The sequence below is a fragment of the Chitinophaga caseinilytica genome (genome assembly GCF_038396765.1).
In the GTDB taxonomy this organism is placed as follows: domain Bacteria; phylum Bacteroidota; class Bacteroidia; order Chitinophagales; family Chitinophagaceae; genus Chitinophaga; species Chitinophaga caseinilytica.
On the sequence record NZ_CP150096.1, the window covers coordinates 748,218 to 768,335 of the forward strand.

Sequence of the window (20,118 nt, forward strand, 5' to 3'; positions counted from 1 at the left end):
GCTTACCCTGGCAGGCTGGAAATTGCCATAAATCCGTCCCATTTAACAACAGTCAAAGTAATTCGTCCGAAAATATCTAATTTGCCTCCTGAAATGAACGGCTGGAAACGAACCATAGCTTCAATAATAACGCTCATCAGCTTCTTACCCCTACATGCGCAGCATAAAGTAAAAGGCATTGTTAAAGACGCGCACACCCAGGAACTGATCCCATTTGCCACACTCCAATTCGTGGGCACCAACACCGGTATGGTCACCGATGCGGAAGGCGCATTCGTTTTCGAGCTCCCGTCCATCCCCTCAGATTCCCTCCTCGTCCGCGTCATGGGATACGCCCGCACCGTGCTGTTCGTTGACCGGAAACTGCCCGAACAAACGCTCGTTTTCGAGATTTCCCGCGGCGACGTTTCCCTCAAAACCTACGAAGTCAAAGCCAACGTCAACTTCGCCCTCATCCTGCTTCGGAACATCGTCCGCCGCAAACCGTTCAACAATTACGACCGGCTCGACAGCTATAAATACGAGATCTATAACAAACTGGAGCTCGACATCAAGAACCTCAACACCGTCAAGCTCGCGAAAAACCGCTTCACCAAACCGTTTTCGTTCATCCTGAAGAATATCGACAGCACCACGGAAAACCAACCGTTCCTGCCCGTGTTCCTCACCGAAAGCATCTCCGATTACTATTTCCAGCGCAACCCGAAGAAAACGAAAGAGATCATCAAAGCCTCCCGCACCTCGGGCCTCGACAACGAAAGCGTCACCAAGTTCCTCGGCGGCATGTACCAGAACATCAATGTGTACGACAACTTCATCCCGGTGTTCGACAAAAGCTTCGTGAGCCCTATCAGCAGCAACGGCACGCTTTTCTATAATTACCGCATCACCGATACGCAATACATCGCCAATAACCGGTTCATCCGCATGAACTTCGAACCGCGGCGCAAAGGCGAGAACGCGTTCATCGGCGACCTTTGGGTGATGGACTCCACCTTCGCCATCCAGAAGATGAGCATGTCTGTCCCCAACGACGCCAACATCAACTTCGTCCGCAAAATCTCCCTCGTCCAGGAATTCAAACAACTGGCAGACAGCAGCGGATGGTTCCTCGCGAAAGATAAATTCGTGGTCGACTTCTGGACGCCGAGCCCCAAACCGACAAAAACCATCGAGTTCATCGGCCGGAAAACGACGACGTACGAAGGTTTCATCCTCAATGATACCGCCGTTACCAACCTGTTCTCCGAAAAACGCTACCCGCAAAACATCGTGGTGGCCGACAGCGCGCGCACGCGGACGGATTCCTTCTGGGACAGCCACCGCCACGAATCGCTGAGCCAGAATGAACAGTCGATCTACAAGATGGTGGACACGCTGCAGAAGATGCCGCTGTTCCAGAAATATTCCAATACCATCCGCTTCCTGGCTACGGGATATAAACCGTTCGGGCCGCTGGAATGGGGGCCGTACTGGTACCTCTTTTCCCAGAACCGCCTGGAAGGTTTCCGGGTGCGGCTGGATTTGGGGACTACGCCGCAGTTCCATAAAGACCTGTACCTCAACGGGTACCTGGCCTACGGATTCGGCGACGACCGCTTCAAAGGAAAAGTTTCCGCGCTGTACCTCCTGCAGCGCCACCCGCGCATGTACGTGTACGGTTCATTCATACGTGATCTCGACAATGGCGCGAGCTACTACGATGAGGTGGGCACAGATAACATTTTCACCCTGGCGATCCGCAAGCCCGGCGTTCCGCAGAAATTCATGCAGATCGAAGAGAAGCGTGCGGAGTTCTACAAGGAATATTACAGCGGGTTCTCCCATCACTTCTCGGTGGTGCACAAACAGTTCATGCCCTACGATCCTTTGCCGGGCAGCGCCGTATTCCCGCACAGCGGCGGCAAAACGGACCCCTACACGAACCTGGAAGTGGCCGTGAAACTGCGGTACGCTTTCCGCGAAGAATTCCTCGAAGGCAATTACTACCGCTTCAGCCTCGGCAGCAAATACCCCATCGTGGAACTGAAATACGCGCTGGGCGTGAAAGGCATCTGGAAGAGCAATTACAGCTACCACAAAGCAACCTTCACGGTGTCTGACTACCTGAAAGTGGCGCCGTTCGGACAGTTGTACTACAACTTCTTCGGCGGTAAGATCTTCAATACCACCCTGCCCTATCCGCTGCTGGAAATACATCCCGGCAACGAGATTTACTACTACAACAAATACGCGTTCAACATGATGAACCGCTACGAGTTCATCAGCGACCAATACGCCGGTTTCAACCTCGAGCACACCCTCGGCAGCGGGATCTTCAACTACATCCCGCTCGTCCGCAAACTGAAGTTCCGCCAGTTCTGGACGGCCAAAGGCGTGATCGGCAGCCTGAGCGACAAGAACCGCGCCCTCAACCTGCAAACGAACTATCCGTTCAAGACATTACAGGGCAGTCCCTACGTGGAAGTAGGCACGGGTGTTGAAAACATTCTCAAATTCATTCGGGTGGATTTCGTTTGGCGAGTGGCGCCGAAGCCCCTGCCGGCCGAGGTCAACAACAAAAAGTTCGGCGTGTTCGGCAGCTTCCGGCTCCAGTTCTAGGGCTTCTGCGGCTTCGCTTTCTGCGTGGACATTTCCCGGATGGGATGCAGCACCGCCTGCATGATCCGTATGTGCTCGCGCATCATCTGGTCCATCTTCTGCATAGAATCGCGCATCGTCGTCATCATTTCCTTCATGAGCAATTTGTCTTGCCGGAAATACGCCAGCAGGTCTTGCAAGTCTTTTTCCTGCAACACCGGTTTCAACTGCCGTTGTTGTGGCGGCTGATCGTTGAACAGTTCCGTGAAATGAACATCGAGCACTTCGGCGATCTGCATCAGCCGCTCCACCGTCAGCCGCTTCACTTCGTTCCGCTCTATGTTCCCATAAGCCGTAGAACCGATGCAGAGCCGGTCCGCCATGTACTCCTGCGTCAGGTTGCGGTACTCCCGCAATCGCCGGATCGTGTTGCCAACATTCATAATGAAGGTATTTGAAAATCGTACCTGGGTTAACGGTCGCGCCCGCAATATTAACGCGCCCGGCAACACGTTCCAAAAAATCTCCGAAAATGCAAGAAGTTCTCTTCTAACTCGGAGAATATCTCCGAAAATCGAAGATTGCGGGCATAAAAAAAGCGCCTTTTTGAAGGCGCTTTTATGTAAAGTATGTCTTTTCAAAAACGATCATTTCAGAAACCGCATCCCCACGAACCGGAATATCAGCGCGCCCGCAATGGCGCCCGCCGTATCCGCGGCAAAATCCCACAGGTCGAAACTGCGGTTGGCCACCAGGTATTTCTGGATGAACTCGATCGCCAGGCCGTAGGCAGACACACAGGTAACGATCAGCGTGAGCATGCCCGCGCCGATGCGCCCATGATGCCGGTAATATCCGTACGCCAGCAGCAACACCATTCCCCCGAAAAGGAAAAAATGCACCACCTTGTCGAAATGCAGCATCTCCAGGAAACCTGACGTTGGGATCGCCTTTCCCGGGAGGGTGCACAAAAAAAGAATGAGGATGATCCATCCCATAGCGGGCAGGTAATAGCGGACCATCCTCATACTAAATGTGTCTTTATGGTTTCTACTCGATGTATCGGGCATAATTCATTATTCGCCTACCAGCGCTTTGTACTGGTCCGCCGTCAGCAGGCCTTCCACATCGGCAGGGTTGTTTACGGTGATCGTCACCATCCAGCCATCACCATAAGGGTCGGTATTCACCAGTTCGGGGCTGCCTTCCAGCTCCTCGTTCACCGATCCGATCGTACCGGCAACAGGCAGAAACAGGTCGGAAACGGTCTTCACCGCTTCAACGGTACCAAATACGTCTTCAGCGGCCAGCGATTTACCGGTCGTGGGAATGTCCACGAACACGATATCGCCCAATTCGCGCTGCGCGAATTCGGTAATACCGATTTTCGCAGTTGTCCCTTCTAATAATACCCACTCGTGGTCTTTGGTGTAACGCAGATTCGACGGAAAATTCATGTCAAGTTTGATTTTGAGCCGTAAAAATAAAGATTACGTCCAGAATTATAAAAAGTTTGTCATTTTCAAAACGTTAAAATGACAGACCTAGAAGAAAAAGAACTTCTTTTTCAGGCGGATTTTCATGCGCACGTCCTGCAAAGGCCGGTTGTCGGCCTTGTTCGTCTGCACGGCTGCGATGCTGTCGATCACGTGAAACCCTTTCACCACCTGGCCAAACACGGTATAGCTCTGGTCCAGGTGCGGCGATCCGCCCCAGGTTTTGTACACCTCGCGCTGGTCTACCGGCAGCTTCCGGCCGCCCAGCCGCGTTTGCTCCAGCGTATCCAGGCCGCCGTCTGTCCACTTCTTCCCCTGCACAATGTAAAACTGGCTGCCCGACGAGGCTTTGGTGGGATTATCGTCCCGCGCCGCGCCCAGTGCGCCTTTCCGGTGATACAGATCCAGCTGGAACTCCGCCGGCACCGTATATCCCGGCCCGCCGTTGCCGACGGTTTCCCCGGGTTTGGCGCGCTTGCTGTCCGGATCGCCGCCCTGGATCATGAAATTTTTGATCACGCGGTGAAACAACAGGCTGTCGAAATAATGCTGCTTCGTGAGCCGGATGAAGTTGTCGCGGTGCTTCGGGGTCTGGTCGTACAACCTGATCACCATTTTTCCGTAAGGCGTATACACCTTCACTTTCCGGTTGCGCTGTGCATGCGCGGCCATGGTGGCGAGCAGCAACAGCAGTAAAAAGGGTAACTTTTTATTCATGGGCATGTTCGTGTATTCGTCTTTTGGGCAGGGCCGGGCCGCCGTTGCGTCGCACACTTCGGCCGGGTTGCGGGGCCGGGCTTATTCCTCCCCTTCTTCGAAATAGTCGATAATATGTTCTTTCAGGAACCGTTCCTGCTCTTCCATCCCCATTTTGGGCACCGGCTGGATTTCCTTGAAATGCGGCCATCCGTCCTTATCCCGCCCTTCCGGCTCAAAATAGCCGCTGCGGGTCAGTAATACGCAAACCGCCACGTGCATGAGGTCTTGCTTCTGCTCTTTCGTGAATTTCTTCTTCGGGAGGTTCACTTCCTGCACCCCGATCATCATGAGCATTCCCTCGAAATTGGGCATTTTGCCGAACCGGGCGGTCAGCAGGTCTTCTACTTTTTTCCAGCGTATATTAAAATCGTCGTTGTTCATTTTCAATGGGTTTATGATGCGCCGCCCTGTCTGGCATTTGTATTGCAGGGCTAACGGACGACAAATGTACGGTTTACGCAAAAAATCACTGTAAATATCGATCCGTATTCTTAAATTGGAATTTTTTATAAACCATATCTGCTTTAACAGGAAATCCCTCCGGCGCCCGATTTAACAGGTTTTTAACTGCGGAATCCCGCCATGGGAGTAGGTTTAAATGGCAGAATCCTTATTTTAGCAACCTTGAAATAACAATTCATGGAAAATACCTCGTACGACATCCGACAGATAAACGAAAAGATCCACCAGGCCAGCTCCTTCGTAGACCTCCTCAATTCGGAGATCAACAAAGTGATCGTGGGCCAGAAATATATGGTGGAGCGCCTCATGATCGGCCTGCTCGCCCAGGGCCACGTGCTCCTCGAAGGCGTGCCCGGCCTCGCCAAAACGCTCTCCATCAAATCTTTGTCTTCCGCCATCGACGCCAAATTCTCCCGCATCCAGTTCACGCCCGACCTGTTGCCGGCAGACGTGGTGGGCACCATGATCTATAACCAGCAGCGCAACGAGTTCATGGTCCGCAAAGGCCCCATCTTCGCCAATTTCATCCTGGCAGACGAGATCAACCGCGCCCCCGCCAAAGTGCAGAGCGCCCTCCTCGAAGCCATGCAGGAAAAACAGGTGACCATCGGAGACACCACCTTCAAACTCGAAGAACCGTTCCTCGTGCTCGCCACGCAGAACCCCATCGAGCAGGAAGGTACTTATACCCTCCCGGAAGCGCAGGTAGACCGTTTCATGCTGAAAGTCGTGATCGGATACCCCACCAAGGAAGAAGAACGCCACATCATCCGGCAGAACCTCGCGCCCGAAGGGCAGGCGAAGATCAATCCCGTGGTGCGCCCCGAAGATATCCTCGAAGCACGTAAACTCGTTCGCCAGGTATATATGGACGAAAAGATCGAACAATATATCCTCGACGTCGTGTTCGCCACCCGCAACCCGGAAGATTATAAACTCGGTAAACTGAAACCGCTCATCGCCTACGGCGGATCGCCCCGCGCCTCCATCAACCTGGCCCTCGCTTCCAAAGCGTACGCCTTCATGAAGCGCCGCGGATACGTGATCCCCGAAGACGTTCGCAGCGTTTGCTTCGACGTGATGCGCCACCGCGTTGGCCTCACCTATGAAGCCGAAGCCGAAAACGTGACCAGCGAAAACATCCTCAGCGAGATCCTCAACGCCGTGGAAGTGCCCTGATCCCTTTAAACCCGCCATCAGATGGACACTGCAGAAATACTCAAAAAGGTCCGCCAGCTGGAAATAAAGACCAAAGGGCTGACCAACCACATCTTCGCCGGAGAATACCACTCGGCCTTCAAAGGCCGCGGTATGTCTTTCAGCGAAGTGCGCGACTACCATTTCGGCGACGACGTAAGGGCTATCGACTGGAACGTGACCGCACGCTTCAACAGCCCCTACATCAAGATATTCGAAGAAGAACGCGAACTGACCGTGCTCCTGCTGGTAGACGTGAGCGAAAGCGAAACCTTCGGCACCACGCGCCAGACCAAGCGCAGCCTCGTTACCGAGCTGTGCGCCGTGCTCGCGTTTTCCGCCATCAAGAACAACGACAAGGTAGGCGTCATCTTTTTCAGCGACGGCATGGAAAAATACATCCCGCCGAAGAAAGGAAAATCGCACATCCTCTTCATCATCCGCGAACTGCTCTCGTTCGAGCCGAAGAAAAAAGGCACCAACATCGCCGAAACCCTCCGGTTCTTCAACAACGCCACCAAAAAGAAAAGCATCGTGTTCCTGCTGAGCGATTTCTTTTCCGGGAATTACCAGGATGCCCTCAACATCGCCTCCAAACGGCACGATGTGGTGGGCGTTCAGGTGTACGACCGCCGCGACAAAGAGCTCCCCGACGCAGGGCTCATCCGCATGACCGACGCCGAAACGGGTGCATCGCAGTGGGTGGACTCCAGCGACCGGAAAGTGCGGGAATATTACGACCGCCAGTTCCAGCAGCATGCCCAGTATTGCCGCAACGCTTTCATGAAAAGCGGCGCCGAACTGATCAGCATCCGCACCGATGAAGATTACGTAAAAGCATTACAGACATTTTTCCTGAACAGGGTATAACCGATAAACGAAGCACGATCAAGACCGGATGAAATCCATCAAGAACATATTCACCACCGTCCTCCTTTGTTGCATCTTTGCCGGCGCCCGGGCGCAAGACAAGGAAGAACCGGTACAATACGAAGACTACTTCAAGGTAACGGCCAAAGCCGACACCACGCGCATCCGCATCGGCGAGCCCGTGAAGGTAGACCTCACCGCCAAAGTGATGCTGTACGCCCTCAAAGGCGCCAACATCAAAGTGATCTTCCCCAACATCCCCGATTCGAGCAACCACATCGAGCTCGTGGAACGCACACAGCTGGATACGACCGGCTCCAACGAAAACCAGCGGATCTGGCGGCAAACCGTCACCTTCACCAGTTTCGATTCCGGCCGGTGGGAACTGCCGCCCATGAAATTCGAAGTGTATTCGGTGACAGACGGGTCTTACGATTCCGTGTTCACCGATCCCATTTTCATCGACGTGGGCACCGTGGCCGTGGATACCACCAAAGCCTTCAAGCCCATCAAGCCCCTGCGCGTGGTGGGGATCAACTGGCTGGATTACTGGTTCCTTATTTTGGGCGGATTCCTGCTCATCACGGCCATCATCCTGTACTTCACCATGTGGCGCAACCGGAAGAAAGCGCCGAAACCCTTGCCCGTGGTACCCTCCAAGTCGCCGTTCGAACGCGCGGTGGAAGCGTTGGACAAGCTGGAGAAGGAACAGCCCTGGCAAACGGACGTCAAAGGGTATTATACTTCGCTGACAGACGTGCTGCGCAATTACTTCGAGCAGCAGTTCAACATACCGGCCATGGAACAGACCACGGCGGAACTGATGGACGACATCAAGCCGGTCACCATCCTCAATCAGCAGCGCAACGAGATCTACGCCATCCTCAGCCTGGCCGATCTCGCCAAGTTCGCCAAGCTCCAGCCTTCGCCGCAGGAGCATGAAGACTCGCTGCGCAAGGCCAGGGCCGTGGTGGAATGGACGCGCGCCTCCGCCCTGCCCAAAACCGAACAGCCGGCCATCGGCACAAATTCGTAAAACGACTCATGAACGCGGAACTCTGGAAAAATATTGAATTCGCACACCCGGCCTTTTTCTGGCTGCTGCTGCTCATCCCCGTCTTTATCTGGTGGAGCGTGAGCGCCGGCCGCAAGTTCCAGGGATCGGTGAAAGTCTCGTCGCTGCAAGGCCTCAAAGGCATCCCCGTTTCCTGGAAAATCCGTTTCCGGCCCATCCTCCCCGCCCTGCGCATCATCACGTTCGCCGCGCTGGTTACCGCATTGGCAAGGCCGCAAACGTCCAACACTTCTGAAAACATCGACAGCGAAGGCATCGACATCGTGCTGGGCATCGACATTTCCGGCTCCATGCTCGCCGAAGACCTCCGGCCCAACCGGATGGAAGCCGCCAAGAAAACAGCGATGGATTTCGTGGACAGCCGCATCAGCGACCGCATCGGCCTGGTGATCTTCTCCGGCGAAAGCTTCACGCAATGCCCCATCACCTCCGACCACGGCGTGCTCAAACAGCAGCTCATGGCCATCCGCAGCGGAATGTTGCAGGACGGGACGGCCATCGGGATGGGGCTCGCCACATCGGTCGACCGCCTCCGTGAAAGCAAAGCCAAAAGCAAAGTGGTGATTTTATTGACGGACGGGGTGAACAACACCGGCCTCGTAGACCCGCTCACCGCGCTCGAAATCGCCAAAGCGTATAAAGTGAAAGTCTACACTATCGGCGTAGGCACCATCGGCAAAGCCCCCTCGCCCGCCACCATGCCCGACGGCAGCGTGCAGATGCAAATGGTGGACGTGCAGATCGACGAGCCCCTCATGAAAAAAATCGCCACCGAAACCGGCGGGCGGTATTTCAGGGCCACCAACAACGCTTCCCTGCAAGACATCTACCACGAAATCGATAAAATGGAGCGCACCAAAGTGGAAATCACGTCTTACCGGCGCTTCAAAGAGCATTTCTTCCCCCTGGCCATGATCGCCCTGGCGGCGTTGCTGCTGGAGGCCGTGCTGCGGTATACGCTTTTCAAGCGGCTGCCCTAGTCCGGATTTGCTTTATCTTTACACCGTGCAAGCAACGATCTATAAATCCACCGGCAGTTGGTATTCCGTGAAAACGGACGAGGGCGCCATTTACCAGGCGCGTATCAAAGGCATTTTCAAAATCGATGAAGACATCACGTCTACCAACCCCATCGCCGTGGGCGACCATGTCGAAATCCAGCTGGAGACAGACGGCGAGGAAGGAACGGCCATCATCACCGGCATCGAGAAACGGCATAATTACATCGTTCGCAGTTCGCCCCAGGGCAAGCACAAAAAACATATCGTAGCCGCCAACCTCGACCAGGCGGTGCTCGTGGCTACCGTGCGGGAGCCGCGCACCTCCCAGGGGTTCATCGACCGCTTCCTCGTTACCGCGGCCGCATACCATATTCCCGTTATTCTCGTGTTCAACAAAATGGACGTGTACCGCGACAAGGAGATGGAGCAGTTCGAACACTGGAAAGAAGTGTATGAGCAGATCGGTTATACCGTTTTGCTGACGGGCGCGGCGAAAGGGATCGGTATAGACGAATTGGGAGAATTGCTGAAAGATAAGACCACCCTCATTTCCGGGCATTCCGGCGTGGGCAAGAGCACCATCATCAATGGGCTGATGCCCGGCCTGCAACTGAAAACGAAGCAGGTGAGCGGATGGAGCGGGAAAGGTTTACATACCACTACTTTCGCCGAGATGTTCGACCTGCCCAATGGCGGCCGGCTCATCGATACGCCCGGGGTCCGGGAATTCGGGATCGTGGATATCCCGAAAACGGAGCTTTCGCATTATTACCTCGAGATGCAGGAATACATTCCTCAATGCCAGTTCAACAACTGCCTTCACCTCGACGAGCCCGGTTGCGCCGTGAAAGCCGCCGTGGAAAAGGGAGACATAGATCTTGACCGGTATGTCAGCTACGCTACTGTGCTGGCTACGATCAATGAGAATGATTACGATTGATTACTGCGGACAGATAATTCCCTCCTGGAGTATTTACTGGCAAGCCTGGGCCGGCGGCGTTATGCGTGGGTCGCCTGCGCAAAACGGGAAACGGCTTGCGGGGGCCGTTTGGGACAGCATCACCTTCTTCTGAATAGCCCCTTTTTCTTCGGGGCGTTCATTTCATCGAACACTTTTTCGGCACCGAGGTTACGCTTTGGCGTGGGGCAGCCGGTTTTCTGAGACCTGCAGCCCGCTCCCAGTGCGGATATCACGATCAGGCAAATGACAAGATGCCGCATGAACGGGGGTTTTAGAAAAGTTTCATTTGTTTGCCGGCTTTGGCGTTCTGTTTCATATTGCCGGAATTGTAGAAAGTGCTGCCAGGGCAGCCTTGCTTCTGGGAGGCGCATCCCACCAACAGGAATGCCGCCCATAGCCCAATCATCCATTTTGATTTCATAGGTCCGGGATTAGACCTGCAATATAATGATTATTCATAACATGACTATACCTGGTCGCGGAACCAGTCGGCGTACATGATGTAGTTGTTGGCGATGCGGTCGATTTCCCCGGAAATGAGCTCCTGGGAGATGGTTTTCACCTTTTTGGCGGGCACCCCGGCATAGATACATCCTGCTTCCACCTGCGTATTTTCCAGCACCACGGCCCCCGCGGCGATAATGGTATTGGAACCGATATGGGCATTGTCCATCACGATGGCGCCCATCCCGATCAGCACATTATCTTCCACCGTACAGCCATGCACGATCGCGTTGTGGCCGATGGAAACGTTGTTGCCGATAAGGGTTTTCGTTTTCTGATAAGTGGCATGGATCACGGCACCGTCCTGGATATTGACTTTATCGCCCATCCGGATGCTGTTCACATCTCCCCTCACAACAGCATTGAACCAAACGCTGCAATCCTTTCCCATCACCACATCGCCCACGATGGTGGCATTCGGCGCAATGAAACAATTGTCGCCCATTTGCGGGTGTACACCCTTTACTGGTAATATTACTGGCATGATACAAATATAGAACTTCACTACCTTCGCCCCAATGAATAACAGGCAGCTTTTTTTACAGCACGTAGCGCAAACCTCCGACGCCCCGCTGGCGCTCGAAATGGTAAAAGCGCAGGGAATGCACATGTGGGACGCTTCGGGCAAGCAATACCTCGACATGATCGCGGGCATCAGCGTCTGCAACGTCGGCCATTGCCACCCCGCCGTCGTGAAAGCCATCCAGGAACAGGCGGCCGCTTACATGCACCTCATCGTGTACGGCGAGTTCGTTCAATCGCCGCAGGTACAATACGCCACTTTCCTCACCCAACACCTCCCCGGATCCCTCAACTCCGTATACTTCACGAATTCCGGCAGCGAAGCCACCGAAGGCGCCATGAAACTGGCCAAGCGCCACACCGGCCGCACCGGCGTGATCGCGTTCAAAAACAGCTACCATGGCTCCACACAGGGCTCGCTGAGCATCATCGGCGACGAATACTGGCGCAACGCCTACCGTCCCCTCCTGCCCGATGTGCTTCATTTGCAGCATAACGATATGGGCATGCTGGAACAGATCACCCACCGCACCGCCTGCGTGATCGCGGAAACCGTTCAGGCCGAAGCGGGCGTGCTGGCGCCTTCCGTGGAATGGATGCAAGCCCTCCGCCGTCGCTGCACCGAAACCGGCACGCTGCTCATCCTCGACGAGATCCAGTGCGGGCTCGGCCGGAACGGCACGCTGTGGGCCTTCGAACAATACGGCATCGTCCCCGACGTGCTGCTGCTGGGCAAAGCCCTCGGCGGCGGGATGCCCCTGGGCGCGTTCATCGCCGACCGCGATATCATGTGGAGCCTGACGAACCAGCCCGTCCTCGGCCACATCACCACCTTCGGCGGCCACCCCGTGGCCTGCGCCGCGGGGCTCGCGGGCATGAAGGCGCTGCTTTCCGAAAACATGATCGACGGTGTTTTCGAAAAGGAAAAACTGTTCCTCAGCCTGCTGCAACATCCGAAGATCAAGGCCGTGCGGAGCCGCGGGCTCATGCTGGCCGTGGAAGTGGAAGATTTCCCTGCCGCCAAGAAAGTCATTGATTATTGCATCGCCAACGGCGTCATTACAGACTGGTTCCTCTTCGCATCCAACGCCATCCGGTTCGTGCCGCCGCTGATTATTTCAGAAGAAGAAATCCGCCAGGCCTGCGCCATCCTCCTCGCCGGGCTCGATACTTTATAAATTAAGGTTTACACTACAAAAGCCGCCATGGACAAGGTCTCTGGCGGCTTTTTTTCATAAGCGGCATGGCAAAAAAATCCTCCCGGAAAGCCGGGAGGACCGTTTCAAACTGCTTATGAGAAAATTCAACTAAAAAGCTTATTTCTGACCAGCTTCGTTCTTCGCGTCGGACTTCATTTTGTCGTTTGCGAAGATGGAGAATTCCACACGACGGTTTTTGGTGCGATTGGCTTCGCTGTCGTTGGGGAATTTAGGCTGGGTTTCGCCGTACCAGAAAGTCTGCACGCGGGAAGCGGAAACGCCCTGGCCAACGAGGTAGTTCGCTACGGATTTTGCCCGGCGTTCGGACAGGCCGTAGTTGTAGGAATCGGAACCGGTGTCGTCCGTATGGCCTTCCACACGAACGTGGGTGTCTGGGTATTTGTTCAGCACTTGCGCCAGCTCTTCGATGTTGGATTTAGCGGTAGCGGTAAGGTCGGATTTGTCGAAGCCGAACAGTACGCCGGAGTTGAAGGTAACGTTGATACCTTCGCCTACGCGTTCTACGGTGGCGTTGGGTACTTCGTTCTTGATTTCTTCGGCCTGTTTGTCCATCTTCTTACCGATGAGCACACCGGCAGTGCCACCTACTGCGGCACCGATGATGGCGCCCAGGGCGGTGTTACCAGCGGCCTTGCCGATCACCGCGCCGGCAGCAGCGCCGCCGCCGGTGCCGATTACGGCGCCTTTTTTCGTATTGTCCATGCTCTGCCACGTGCTGCAGGAGCTGAAAACAAGGATACCTGCCATCGCCATCGCCACAAATGCATTCAATCTTTTCATCTTAAAATATTTTATTGGTTTGAGTACGCTAGCCTAAACAAATTCTTTGCCAACAATTTTTGACGGCAGATAAATTTATGTTTATCAATGTGTAAGGGATAACGGTTTAAAAAGATATGGAGTTATTCCCCGATGCGTCATTTCCCGAAAAGGCCACCAAGAAGCCCGCCCAGGCCGCCGCTGCTTTGCTGCTGTTTGGCGCCTTTCGTGATCATGGCGGTAAGGTCTTGCATATCTACGTCGCCATCGCCGTCTTTATCCAGGCCGAATTTGCCCAGCAGGCCGCCGAGGTTGAAGCCGCCGGTAGAACCGCCGGTGAGGGAACCGATGATGCTGTCCAGCGAAAAAGAGCTGTCTCCGGGATCATTGGTTTTCTTCACGAGGCTGCCCAGAACGGAAGGGATGAGCGACCCTGCGAGGGAGGCTGCGGCACCGTTGTTGAGACCGAATTTCTCCATGAGGTTCTTTACGAAATTCCCCTGAATGCCGTTTACCAAAGGGTTTGCGCTATCGGGCGCGCTGCTTCCGTTGAAAAGGCCCATCACTTCGTTCACATTGCCGTTGGCAAGGGCAGACTGCAGGCCTTCTGCGATGGAGTGAGACGCTTCGCCGATCACGGCATCGTTTTGTTCGTTGGGGACGGCAGGGTTGGCTACCACTGTTTCCTGCGCATTTTCGCGGACCAGTTGCACTAATTGATCTAACATTTGTGAAAGTTTAGGGTGGATAAATTATGAAGCTCGACAATTTCTGCATACGCGCAGGATTAATAACATTTCCCTTCCGCAAATTGTTGCGAAAGGGAATTGTCTATACGGGCGAAGCGGGACGCGACGGGACTATACGCCCATCTGGTCGCCGGTCTTCATTTTCTCTGCGTTTTCAGCGAACTGGAGGGCCTGGATCATTTCATCGACCTCGCCGTTCATGAAAGCGTCGAGGTTATAGACGGTCATACCGATACGGTGATCGGTCACGCGGCCCTGGGGATAGTTGTACGTACGGATTTTCGCGGAGCGGTCGCCCGTGGAAACCAGTGATTTACGTTGCGAAGCGATGGCGTCTTCATGCTTGCGGACGGCCGCTTCGTAAATGCGGGTCCGGAGCATGCGCATGGCGATGTCGCGGTTGGAGTGCTGGCTGCGGCCTTCCTGGCATTCCACCACCACGCCGGTGGGGATGTGGGTGAGGCGAACGGCCGATTCGGTTTTGTTTACGTGCTGGCCACCCGCGCCGGAAGACCGGAAGGTGTCCATCTTGATATCGGCTTCCCGAACGTCTACGTCCACTTCTTCCGCTTCGGGCAGCACTGCTACGGTAGCGGCGGAGGTGTGCACACGGCCGGAGGCCTCGGTGGCGGGCACGCGCTGTACGCGGTGAACGCCGGATTCGAACTTGAGGGTCCCGTATACATCATCACCGGAAACTTCGACCACTACTTCCTTGTAGCCGCCTGCGCCGCCGGTGTTTTCGTTCATGATAGACGTTTTCCAGCCTTTGTTCTCGCAGTAACGGAGGTACATGCGGAGGAGATCGCCGGCGAAAAGGGCGGCTTCGTCGCCCCCCGTGCCGCCGCGGATCTCGAGGATGGCGTTTTTCTCGTCTTGCGGGTCTTTCGGGATGAGGAGGTTCCGGATATCGGCCTCCATCTGGTCTTTCTGTTCCGCCAGGCCTTCGGTTTCTTCCTTGGCCAGCTCGCGCATTTCCTCGTCGCCGCTTTCGAGCACTTCGCGGTTGAAGGCGATGGCTTCGAGGAGCTTGCGATAAGCTTCGTAGGCCTTTACGATCTTTTCCAGCTGGCGGTATTCCTTGCTCAGCTTGCTGAATTGTTTGTTATCGCTCACTACCTCGGGGTTGGTAAGCGCCATGGAAACTTGTTCGTATCGGCCTTTGATGGCTTCCAGTTTATCTATCATAAATCGGTTATCCGGATTAAAATTCAGCAATTTAGGGCTTGATCCTGCGTTATTACGCCGCCTGCCTTGCCGGTTCGGGTTGCAAAATTACGTTTTTGCCGGTTATTTTAAGCGCCCGAAGGCGATGCTTCCGGCCAACATTCCCTAAATTCACCCTTATGATCAAGATTACAGCAGATGATATATTCGACGGGAGAAAGTTTCATGGCCCCGACCGGGCGTTGGTGCTGGACGAGCACGCCACCGTTTCGGCGCTCGTTCCGCGCTCGTGGGTGGGGGAAGATTTCGTGAAAGTGGATGGGATACTTTGCCCGGGGTTCATCAACACCCACTGTCATCTTGAACTGTCGCACATGAAAGGTTCCGTGCCCGAGGGCACCGGCCTCCCCGCTTTCCTGACGGCCGTCATGGAAAACCGCACCCCTCCCGCCGCCGACGTCCTCCATTCCGCCATAGACGCCGCCGCCGAGGCCATGCGCCAGGAAGGGACCGTAGCCGTGGGAGACATCGCCAACACCGCCGCCACCGTGTCCGTCAAACGGCGAACGGCCCACCAGACCGAGTGGCACACCTTCGTGGAATGCATGGGCGTCGCCGACGCATTCGCCCCACAGCGCCTGGAACACTCCATGGCCGTACTGGCCCAGTTCCGCCAGGCACAACTGCCGGCGGCCCTCGTCCCCCATGCGCCCTATTCCGTGTCGCCCACCCTGTTCCGCCTCATCAACGGCCTCAAAAGCAACGGCACCATCAGCATCCACAACCAGGAATCCGCCGCCGAAAACGAATTATTCCGTCACAAAACCGGCCCATTCCTTCAATTTTACCGTCATTTCAATATGGACGCTTCTTCTATCGGGGGAACCGCGTCCAACAGCCTGCCCGCCTTTATCCCGTATTTCGACCAGGGGCAAACGATGCTCCTCGTCCATAATACCTTCACCAACCGGCAAGACGTGGAAGCCGCGCTGGCGCGGGAGGGCGAAACCTACTGGTGCCTCTGTCCCAACGCCAATCTCTATATCGAAGGCATGCTGCCGGATGTGGACATGCTCCTGGAAATGCCCGGGGTAACGATCACACTGGGGACAGACAGTCTTGCATCCAACCACCAGCTTTCCATCTGGCGCGAAATCGAAACCCTCCGCGGAAAATTCCCGCACATCCCGCTGGAAACCATGCTGCAATGGGCTACCCTCAATGGCGCGATGGCACTGGGGATCGACGACCGGTTCGGCAGTTTCGAAAAAGGAAAAACACCCGGCGTTGTCCAGATTACCGGAAATACCTCCCGCATCCTCGACCCGAAATCGCTATTTGCGTAGATTTGCACCGCTATGAATGAATTCCTGAACCAACAGTTTTTCGAAAACTCCATTCGCAACTATCTCATCGTTGCGGGCATCATCCTTTTCGTTGTCCTCATCCGGCGATATTTGTCCAAAAGCCTCGCCGCCGGGTTGTACAAGCTCATCCGCCACTGGTCTCCCGCCATCGGGCAGAAAGAATTCGTGGAGCTGCTGCTCAAGCCGATCGAATATTTCCTGGTGATGGTGGCCGTGATCATGGCCAGCAACCACCTCGTGTTCCCCGAAGCGCTGAACATCGTCGTGTTCAACCGCGCCGAGCCTTTCACGCTGAAAATGCTCCTGGCACTCGTGCTGAAAATCGTGCTGAGCATGACGTTCATCATGATCCTGCTGCGCCTCATCGATTTCTTCGCGCTCATCCTGGAAAAGAAAGCCGGCCTCACGCACGATAAAACCGACGACCAGTTCGTCATCTTCTTCCGCGATTTCTTCAAAGCGATCGTTTACATTATCGGGGCGATGATCCTCATCAACATACTTTTCGGGAAAGAGCTGGTAGACAAGCTGGTGGCGGGCCTTGGCATCGGTGCGGCCGCCCTTGCCCTCGCCGCCAAGGAAAGCATCGAGAACCTCATCGGCTCGTTCATCATCTTTTCGGACAAACCATTCCGTGTAGGCGACAGCGTTAAGGTCGACAATTTCCAGGGAACGGTGGAAAAGATCGGATTGCGCAGCACCCGCATCCGCACGCTGGAAAAGACTTTCGTGACCGTTCCGAATAAAAAGATGGTAGACAGCGTGCTCGACAACCTGTCGCTCCGCACGCAGCAGCGCGTGGCCATGAAGCTGGAGCTCGCGGGCGATACGCCTCCTGCTGCCGTGCTGGCCGTGGTGAAAGACCTCCAGGCTTTCCTGAAGGCGCAACCTGACGTGGAGCCCGGTTTCAACGTGAACCTCCACGATTTCGGCAAAGATTCCATCCTCCTGCAACTCATTTACATGACCAATATCCTCGACGGCACGCCGTACCTGGAGCTGCGCGAGCGCGTGAACCTGGAAGCATTGCGCATCCTGGAAAAGCACGGTGCGCGCCTGGCTATGAAGGAAAGCGCATAAAGCGGCTTCATTGCAAAACAAAAAATCCCCCCGGGCATTGCCGGAGGGGATTTTTTGTCGCTGTATGTAACGATAATTATTTCGCGTTCATCTTCATGATGATCTTGGCCAGATCGTCTTCCACGGTGGAAGAAGCGGCGCCGGTGATGCGGCCTTCCTCTTTGCCGTCGCGCACCACGATGATGGTGGGATATTTCTTCACTTTGTAGCTGTCGGCCTTCGTATCTCCGCTGTTCCCGGAATTATCCACGGCGTACATGTGGATGGATTCTTCGGGCACGCTGGAGAGGATCATTACTTTATAGAATTCGGGGAGGAGCGTGCGGCTGGCCTCGTCTGCCGGGTTTACCAGTGCCACCAGCTGAATTTTATCTTTATTGGTCTTGATATAGTTGACCATGGTGGTGTTGGCGTTATAGCGGTTGACGCCGTTATGGAACCAGGCGTAGGAGGAGTCGGAAAGGAGCTGTTTCATCTCGAATTTGCCTTTGAGCGGCTGGCTCTGGCCCATGGTCACGGAAGACAGCAACAATCCGCATCCCAGTAGTACTGTGTGTAAACGCATAATGTCCTATGTTTTATAATTGATCTTTTAACTCCGTCAGGAACGTTCTGACTTTCTCGAGGGATTTTACCATTTCGAAATTGCGGGAGGCGATGCGCTTGTCTTCCCGGAGTTTCTGTTTGGCGCCTTCGATGGTGTACTTTCTTTCGCGCAGCAGGTGATAGATGAGTTTGAGGTGCTGGATATCTTCCTGGCGGAAAAGGCGGTCGCCCTTCCGGTTTTTTTGGGTTGGAGGATATCGAACTCATTTTCCCAGTAGCGGATCAGGGAAGTGTTGACGCGGAACATGCCGGCTACTTCACTGATGGAATAGTACTGTTTGTCGAGCGTTAATTTTTCCAGTTCCTGGATCACGTGTGGATCGCCAGACAGCTCTTTCAGACTTTTCCGGCCCCTTTTTTTGCCCTTTACCGGTGTAGCACCTGCGGCAAGCGGGGCGTCCGGTGCCGGAAGGGCGCCGTTTTCTTCCCCGGGAACACCGGGCACAGGTTGCTTTGCGGTCGGGGGCGGCGTCGGGAGGCCGAATAAGTCCAGTTGCTGCATCATAACCGAAACTAATTGATAATGAAAAAGATTACGGATACAATATTACGGAATCCATCCCATGAACTGAACCGCCATTTCCTTCAATAATCATTCCATTAATCGAAAGATTGGTTGCCGGAACGCGCGATCTTCAACATACGGTCGAATTGCTCGGGAGTAAGATCATTATAAAAGAAGTACACAGGGTCTACTTTCACCCCGTTTTTCATCACTTCGTAGTGGCAGTGCGGACCGGTAGATTTGCCGGTGCTGCCCACCCAGCCGAGGATGTCTCCCCGTTTCACGGCCTGGCCGCGCTTGGCTTTGATGCGCACCATGTGGCCGTAGAGCGATTTATAGCCATAGCCGTGGTTCACCACCACGTGGTTGCCGTAGCCAACGTCGCTGAGGCTGGATTCTTCGATGGTACCATCGCCCGTGGCATAAATGGGTGTGCCGGAAGGAGCGGTGAAATCGAGGCCGGAGTGGAATTTTACGGTTTTATAGATAGGGTCGATGCGATAGCCGAACCCGGACGCGATCCTGTCGAGGTCTTTGTTGGCCACAGGCTGGATGGCCGGGATGGAGGCGAGCATCTTTTGTTTGTTCTTGATAAGATCTTCGATCTGGAGGTAGGATTTTTCCTGGAGCTGGACGCGGTTCCCGATTTCGGCGAGCATTTTTTTGGTAGCGGCGATGATCTCGCTTTCGGGTTTGGTGGACAGGGCGAGGTTTTCTTTGGATTTCTCGTCTTGCCCCGCCCGTACGCTATCCGGGATGGGAGCGGCTTCGAAGATGACGCGGTAAATCTCGTTGTCGCGGTGCTGCAGCTCGCCCAGCTGCCCTTTCAGTTCCTTGACCTGGTCTTGCAGGGTGTTATATTCCTCCTGCATATTATCGAGGTCGCGGCGGAGCATCGTTTCCTTGGGGGAATCGAGGAACCGGTAAGAGACGGTGAGGAACAGCATGCCGGTGACGATGGCGGCAGACAGGAAGCCGAGGATCCGGAGGACTTTTACCTTGACGGAGACTACGAGCTTTTCGTATTTAAGCGTTTGAGTATTATAAAAATATTTGACTTTCTTCATGAACCATTAGCGGTTGATAGCAGCGTACGATAGAACGCCCCCCGTTAAAATTTATTATAAACCCGGTTCCCGGGCGGATTGGCCCTGGAAAATGGCGGTTAGCTAGTTATGATTATTTCGATATTTTTGCACCGCATTCCACCTTGCGCTAAAAAATTGAACGGTTGTAAC

General features: G+C 54.6%; 22 protein-coding genes and 1 pseudogene. 9 read left to right on the forward strand and 14 right to left on the reverse strand.

Annotation, left to right across the window (positions count from 1 at the left end):
• Positions 1-93: 93 nt before the first annotated feature.
• Positions 94-2,601 carry a DUF5686 family protein gene (locus tag WJU22_RS03185; RefSeq protein ID WP_341841843.1) on the forward strand — a complete coding sequence of 836 codons (2,508 nt, stop codon included), beginning with the start codon at positions 94-96 and terminating at the stop codon, positions 2,599-2,601.
• Here the strand turns inward: WJU22_RS03185 and WJU22_RS03190 are convergent.
• The 5 genes from WJU22_RS03190 to WJU22_RS03210 form a co-directional block, all read right to left on the reverse strand.
• Positions 2,598-3,023 carry a helix-turn-helix transcriptional regulator gene (locus tag WJU22_RS03190; protein ID WP_341841844.1) on the reverse strand — a complete coding sequence of 142 codons (426 nt, stop codon included), beginning with the start codon at positions 3,021-3,023 and terminating at the stop codon, positions 2,598-2,600. The genes WJU22_RS03185 and WJU22_RS03190 overlap by 4 nt on opposite strands.
• A gap of 204 nt (positions 3,024-3,227) precedes the next feature.
• Positions 3,228-3,608: a VanZ family protein gene (locus WJU22_RS03195; RefSeq protein ID WP_341841845.1), complete on the reverse strand. Its 381-nt coding sequence runs from the start codon at positions 3,606-3,608 to the stop codon at positions 3,228-3,230.
• 48 nt (positions 3,609-3,656) lie between these two features.
• A complete protein-coding gene (gcvH, locus tag WJU22_RS03200) occupies positions 3,657-4,037 on the reverse strand; it encodes a glycine cleavage system protein GcvH (protein ID WP_341841846.1) in 381 nt (126 codons plus the stop codon).
• An 87-nt stretch (positions 4,038-4,124) separates the two neighbouring features.
• The gene (locus tag WJU22_RS03205; protein WP_341841847.1) at positions 4,125-4,793 is read right to left on the reverse strand and encodes a peptidylprolyl isomerase; all 669 of its coding nucleotides are present in this window, start codon (positions 4,791-4,793) and stop codon (positions 4,125-4,127) included.
• 81 nt (positions 4,794-4,874) lie between these two features.
• On the reverse strand, positions 4,875-5,216 hold the full coding sequence (locus WJU22_RS03210; protein ID WP_341841848.1) for a hypothetical protein: 342 nt from the start codon (positions 5,214-5,216) through the stop codon (positions 4,875-4,877).
• A gap of 258 nt (positions 5,217-5,474) precedes the next feature.
• Between WJU22_RS03210 and WJU22_RS03215 the strand changes: the two genes are divergently transcribed.
• The 5 genes from WJU22_RS03215 to rsgA are packed head-to-tail and all read left to right on the forward strand — an operon-like array spanning position 5,475 to position 10,380.
• Positions 5,475-6,476, forward strand: a complete 1,002-nt coding sequence (locus WJU22_RS03215) for a MoxR family ATPase (RefSeq protein ID WP_341841849.1) — start codon at positions 5,475-5,477, stop codon at positions 6,474-6,476.
• Positions 6,477-6,497: 21 nt separating this feature from the next.
• A complete protein-coding gene (locus tag WJU22_RS03220; protein WP_126244514.1) occupies positions 6,498-7,364 on the forward strand; it encodes a DUF58 domain-containing protein in 867 nt (288 codons plus the stop codon).
• A 28-nt stretch (positions 7,365-7,392) separates the two neighbouring features.
• Positions 7,393-8,400 carry a hypothetical protein gene (locus WJU22_RS03225; RefSeq protein WP_341841850.1) on the forward strand — a complete coding sequence of 336 codons (1,008 nt, stop codon included), beginning with the start codon at positions 7,393-7,395 and terminating at the stop codon, positions 8,398-8,400.
• Between the two features lie 8 nt (positions 8,401-8,408).
• The gene (locus tag WJU22_RS03230) at positions 8,409-9,419 is read left to right on the forward strand and encodes a VWA domain-containing protein (RefSeq protein WP_341841851.1); all 1,011 of its coding nucleotides are present in this window, start codon (positions 8,409-8,411) and stop codon (positions 9,417-9,419) included.
• Between the two features lie 25 nt (positions 9,420-9,444).
• Complete coding sequence (gene rsgA, locus WJU22_RS03235; RefSeq protein WP_341841852.1) at positions 9,445-10,380, forward strand: ribosome small subunit-dependent GTPase A; 936 nt, start codon at positions 9,445-9,447, stop codon at positions 10,378-10,380.
• Between the two features lie 119 nt (positions 10,381-10,499).
• Here the strand turns inward: rsgA and WJU22_RS03240 are convergent, their stop codons facing one another.
• From WJU22_RS03240 to WJU22_RS03250, 3 genes are read right to left on the reverse strand one after another with little or no spacing between them, the layout of a single operon-like run.
• Complete coding sequence (locus tag WJU22_RS03240) at positions 10,500-10,661, reverse strand: hypothetical protein (protein WP_341841853.1); 162 nt, start codon at positions 10,659-10,661, stop codon at positions 10,500-10,502.
• An 11-nt stretch (positions 10,662-10,672) separates the two neighbouring features.
• The gene (locus WJU22_RS03245; protein WP_341841854.1) at positions 10,673-10,822 is read right to left on the reverse strand and encodes a hypothetical protein; all 150 of its coding nucleotides are present in this window, start codon (positions 10,820-10,822) and stop codon (positions 10,673-10,675) included.
• 45 nt (positions 10,823-10,867) lie between these two features.
• Positions 10,868-11,389: a gamma carbonic anhydrase family protein gene (locus tag WJU22_RS03250; RefSeq protein WP_341841855.1), complete on the reverse strand. Its 522-nt coding sequence runs from the start codon at positions 11,387-11,389 to the stop codon at positions 10,868-10,870.
• A gap of 34 nt (positions 11,390-11,423) precedes the next feature.
• Here WJU22_RS03250 and WJU22_RS03255 point away from each other — a divergent pair, with 34 nt between their 5' ends.
• Complete coding sequence (locus WJU22_RS03255; protein WP_341841856.1) at positions 11,424-12,605, forward strand: aspartate aminotransferase family protein; 1,182 nt, start codon at positions 11,424-11,426, stop codon at positions 12,603-12,605.
• 138 nt (positions 12,606-12,743) lie between these two features.
• Here WJU22_RS03255 and WJU22_RS03260 read toward each other — a convergent pair whose 3' ends face one another.
• The 3 genes from WJU22_RS03260 to prfA all read right to left on the reverse strand — a co-directional run bounded on the left by WJU22_RS03260 (position 12,744) and on the right by prfA (position 15,343).
• A complete protein-coding gene (locus WJU22_RS03260) occupies positions 12,744-13,427 on the reverse strand; it encodes an OmpA family protein (RefSeq protein WP_341841857.1) in 684 nt (227 codons plus the stop codon).
• Positions 13,428-13,564: 137 nt separating this feature from the next.
• Positions 13,565-14,134, reverse strand: coding sequence for a hypothetical protein (locus WJU22_RS03265; protein ID WP_341841858.1), 570 nt, complete (start codon positions 14,132-14,134; stop codon positions 13,565-13,567).
• A gap of 132 nt (positions 14,135-14,266) precedes the next feature.
• Positions 14,267-15,343, reverse strand: a complete 1,077-nt coding sequence (gene prfA, locus WJU22_RS03270; protein WP_341841859.1) for a peptide chain release factor 1 — start codon at positions 15,341-15,343, stop codon at positions 14,267-14,269.
• Between the two features lie 158 nt (positions 15,344-15,501).
• Here prfA and WJU22_RS03275 point away from each other — a divergent pair, with 158 nt between their 5' ends.
• On the forward strand, positions 15,502-16,668 hold the full coding sequence (locus WJU22_RS03275) for an amidohydrolase family protein (protein WP_341841860.1): 1,167 nt from the start codon (positions 15,502-15,504) through the stop codon (positions 16,666-16,668).
• Positions 16,669-16,680: 12 nt separating this feature from the next.
• Complete coding sequence (locus tag WJU22_RS03280; RefSeq protein WP_341841861.1) at positions 16,681-17,769, forward strand: mechanosensitive ion channel family protein; 1,089 nt, start codon at positions 16,681-16,683, stop codon at positions 17,767-17,769.
• 76 nt (positions 17,770-17,845) lie between these two features.
• On the opposite strand, the gene WJU22_RS03285 is transcribed toward WJU22_RS03280, so the two are convergent.
• The 3 genes and pseudogenes from WJU22_RS03285 to WJU22_RS03300 all read right to left on the reverse strand — a co-directional run bounded on the left by WJU22_RS03285 (position 17,846) and on the right by WJU22_RS03300 (position 19,947).
• A complete protein-coding gene (locus WJU22_RS03285) occupies positions 17,846-18,334 on the reverse strand; it encodes a hypothetical protein (RefSeq protein WP_341841862.1) in 489 nt (162 codons plus the stop codon).
• Positions 18,335-18,347: 13 nt separating this feature from the next.
• Positions 18,348-18,880: pseudogene (locus WJU22_RS27240) on the reverse strand (MerR family transcriptional regulator).
• 95 nt (positions 18,881-18,975) lie between these two features.
• Positions 18,976-19,947: a M23 family metallopeptidase gene (locus WJU22_RS03300; protein ID WP_341841863.1), complete on the reverse strand. Its 972-nt coding sequence runs from the start codon at positions 19,945-19,947 to the stop codon at positions 18,976-18,978.
• Positions 19,948-20,118: the final 171 nt, after the last annotated feature.

Excerpts from the sequence above, each read along its gene's own strand:
- WJU22_RS03185 (WP_341841843.1), top strand. The coding sequence starts at position 94 with ATGAACGGCTGGAAACGAACCATAGCTTCAATAATAACGCTCATCAGC.
- WJU22_RS03190 (WP_341841844.1), bottom strand. The coding sequence starts at position 3,023 with ATGAATGTTGGCAACACGATCCGGCGATTGCGGGAGTACCGCAACCTG.
- WJU22_RS03195 (WP_341841845.1), bottom strand. The coding sequence starts at position 3,608 with ATGAGGATGGTCCGCTATTACCTGCCCGCTATGGGATGGATCATCCTC.
- gcvH (WP_341841846.1), bottom strand. The coding sequence starts at position 4,037 with ATGAATTTTCCGTCGAATCTGCGTTACACCAAAGACCACGAGTGGGTA.
- WJU22_RS03205 (WP_341841847.1), bottom strand. The coding sequence starts at position 4,793 with ATGAATAAAAAGTTACCCTTTTTACTGCTGTTGCTGCTCGCCACCATG.
- WJU22_RS03210 (WP_341841848.1), bottom strand. The coding sequence starts at position 5,216 with ATGAACAACGACGATTTTAATATACGCTGGAAAAAAGTAGAAGACCTG.
- WJU22_RS03215 (WP_341841849.1), top strand. The coding sequence starts at position 5,475 with ATGGAAAATACCTCGTACGACATCCGACAGATAAACGAAAAGATCCAC.
- WJU22_RS03220 (WP_126244514.1), top strand. The coding sequence starts at position 6,498 with ATGGACACTGCAGAAATACTCAAAAAGGTCCGCCAGCTGGAAATAAAG.
- WJU22_RS03225 (WP_341841850.1), top strand. The coding sequence starts at position 7,393 with ATGAAATCCATCAAGAACATATTCACCACCGTCCTCCTTTGTTGCATC.
- WJU22_RS03230 (WP_341841851.1), top strand. The coding sequence starts at position 8,409 with ATGAACGCGGAACTCTGGAAAAATATTGAATTCGCACACCCGGCCTTT.
- WJU22_RS03240 (WP_341841853.1), bottom strand. The coding sequence starts at position 10,661 with ATGCGGCATCTTGTCATTTGCCTGATCGTGATATCCGCACTGGGAGCG.
- WJU22_RS03245 (WP_341841854.1), bottom strand. The coding sequence starts at position 10,822 with ATGAAATCAAAATGGATGATTGGGCTATGGGCGGCATTCCTGTTGGTG.
- WJU22_RS03250 (WP_341841855.1), bottom strand. The coding sequence starts at position 11,389 with ATGCCAGTAATATTACCAGTAAAGGGTGTACACCCGCAAATGGGCGAC.
- WJU22_RS03255 (WP_341841856.1), top strand. The coding sequence starts at position 11,424 with ATGAATAACAGGCAGCTTTTTTTACAGCACGTAGCGCAAACCTCCGAC.
- WJU22_RS03260 (WP_341841857.1), bottom strand. The coding sequence starts at position 13,427 with ATGAAAAGATTGAATGCATTTGTGGCGATGGCGATGGCAGGTATCCTT.
- WJU22_RS03265 (WP_341841858.1), bottom strand. The coding sequence starts at position 14,134 with ATGTTAGATCAATTAGTGCAACTGGTCCGCGAAAATGCGCAGGAAACA.
- prfA (WP_341841859.1), bottom strand. The coding sequence starts at position 15,343 with ATGATAGATAAACTGGAAGCCATCAAAGGCCGATACGAACAAGTTTCC.
- WJU22_RS03275 (WP_341841860.1), top strand. The coding sequence starts at position 15,502 with ATGATCAAGATTACAGCAGATGATATATTCGACGGGAGAAAGTTTCAT.
- WJU22_RS03280 (WP_341841861.1), top strand. The coding sequence starts at position 16,681 with ATGAATGAATTCCTGAACCAACAGTTTTTCGAAAACTCCATTCGCAAC.
- WJU22_RS03285 (WP_341841862.1), bottom strand. The coding sequence starts at position 18,334 with ATGCGTTTACACACAGTACTACTGGGATGCGGATTGTTGCTGTCTTCC.
- WJU22_RS03300 (WP_341841863.1), bottom strand. The coding sequence starts at position 19,947 with ATGAAGAAAGTCAAATATTTTTATAATACTCAAACGCTTAAATACGAA.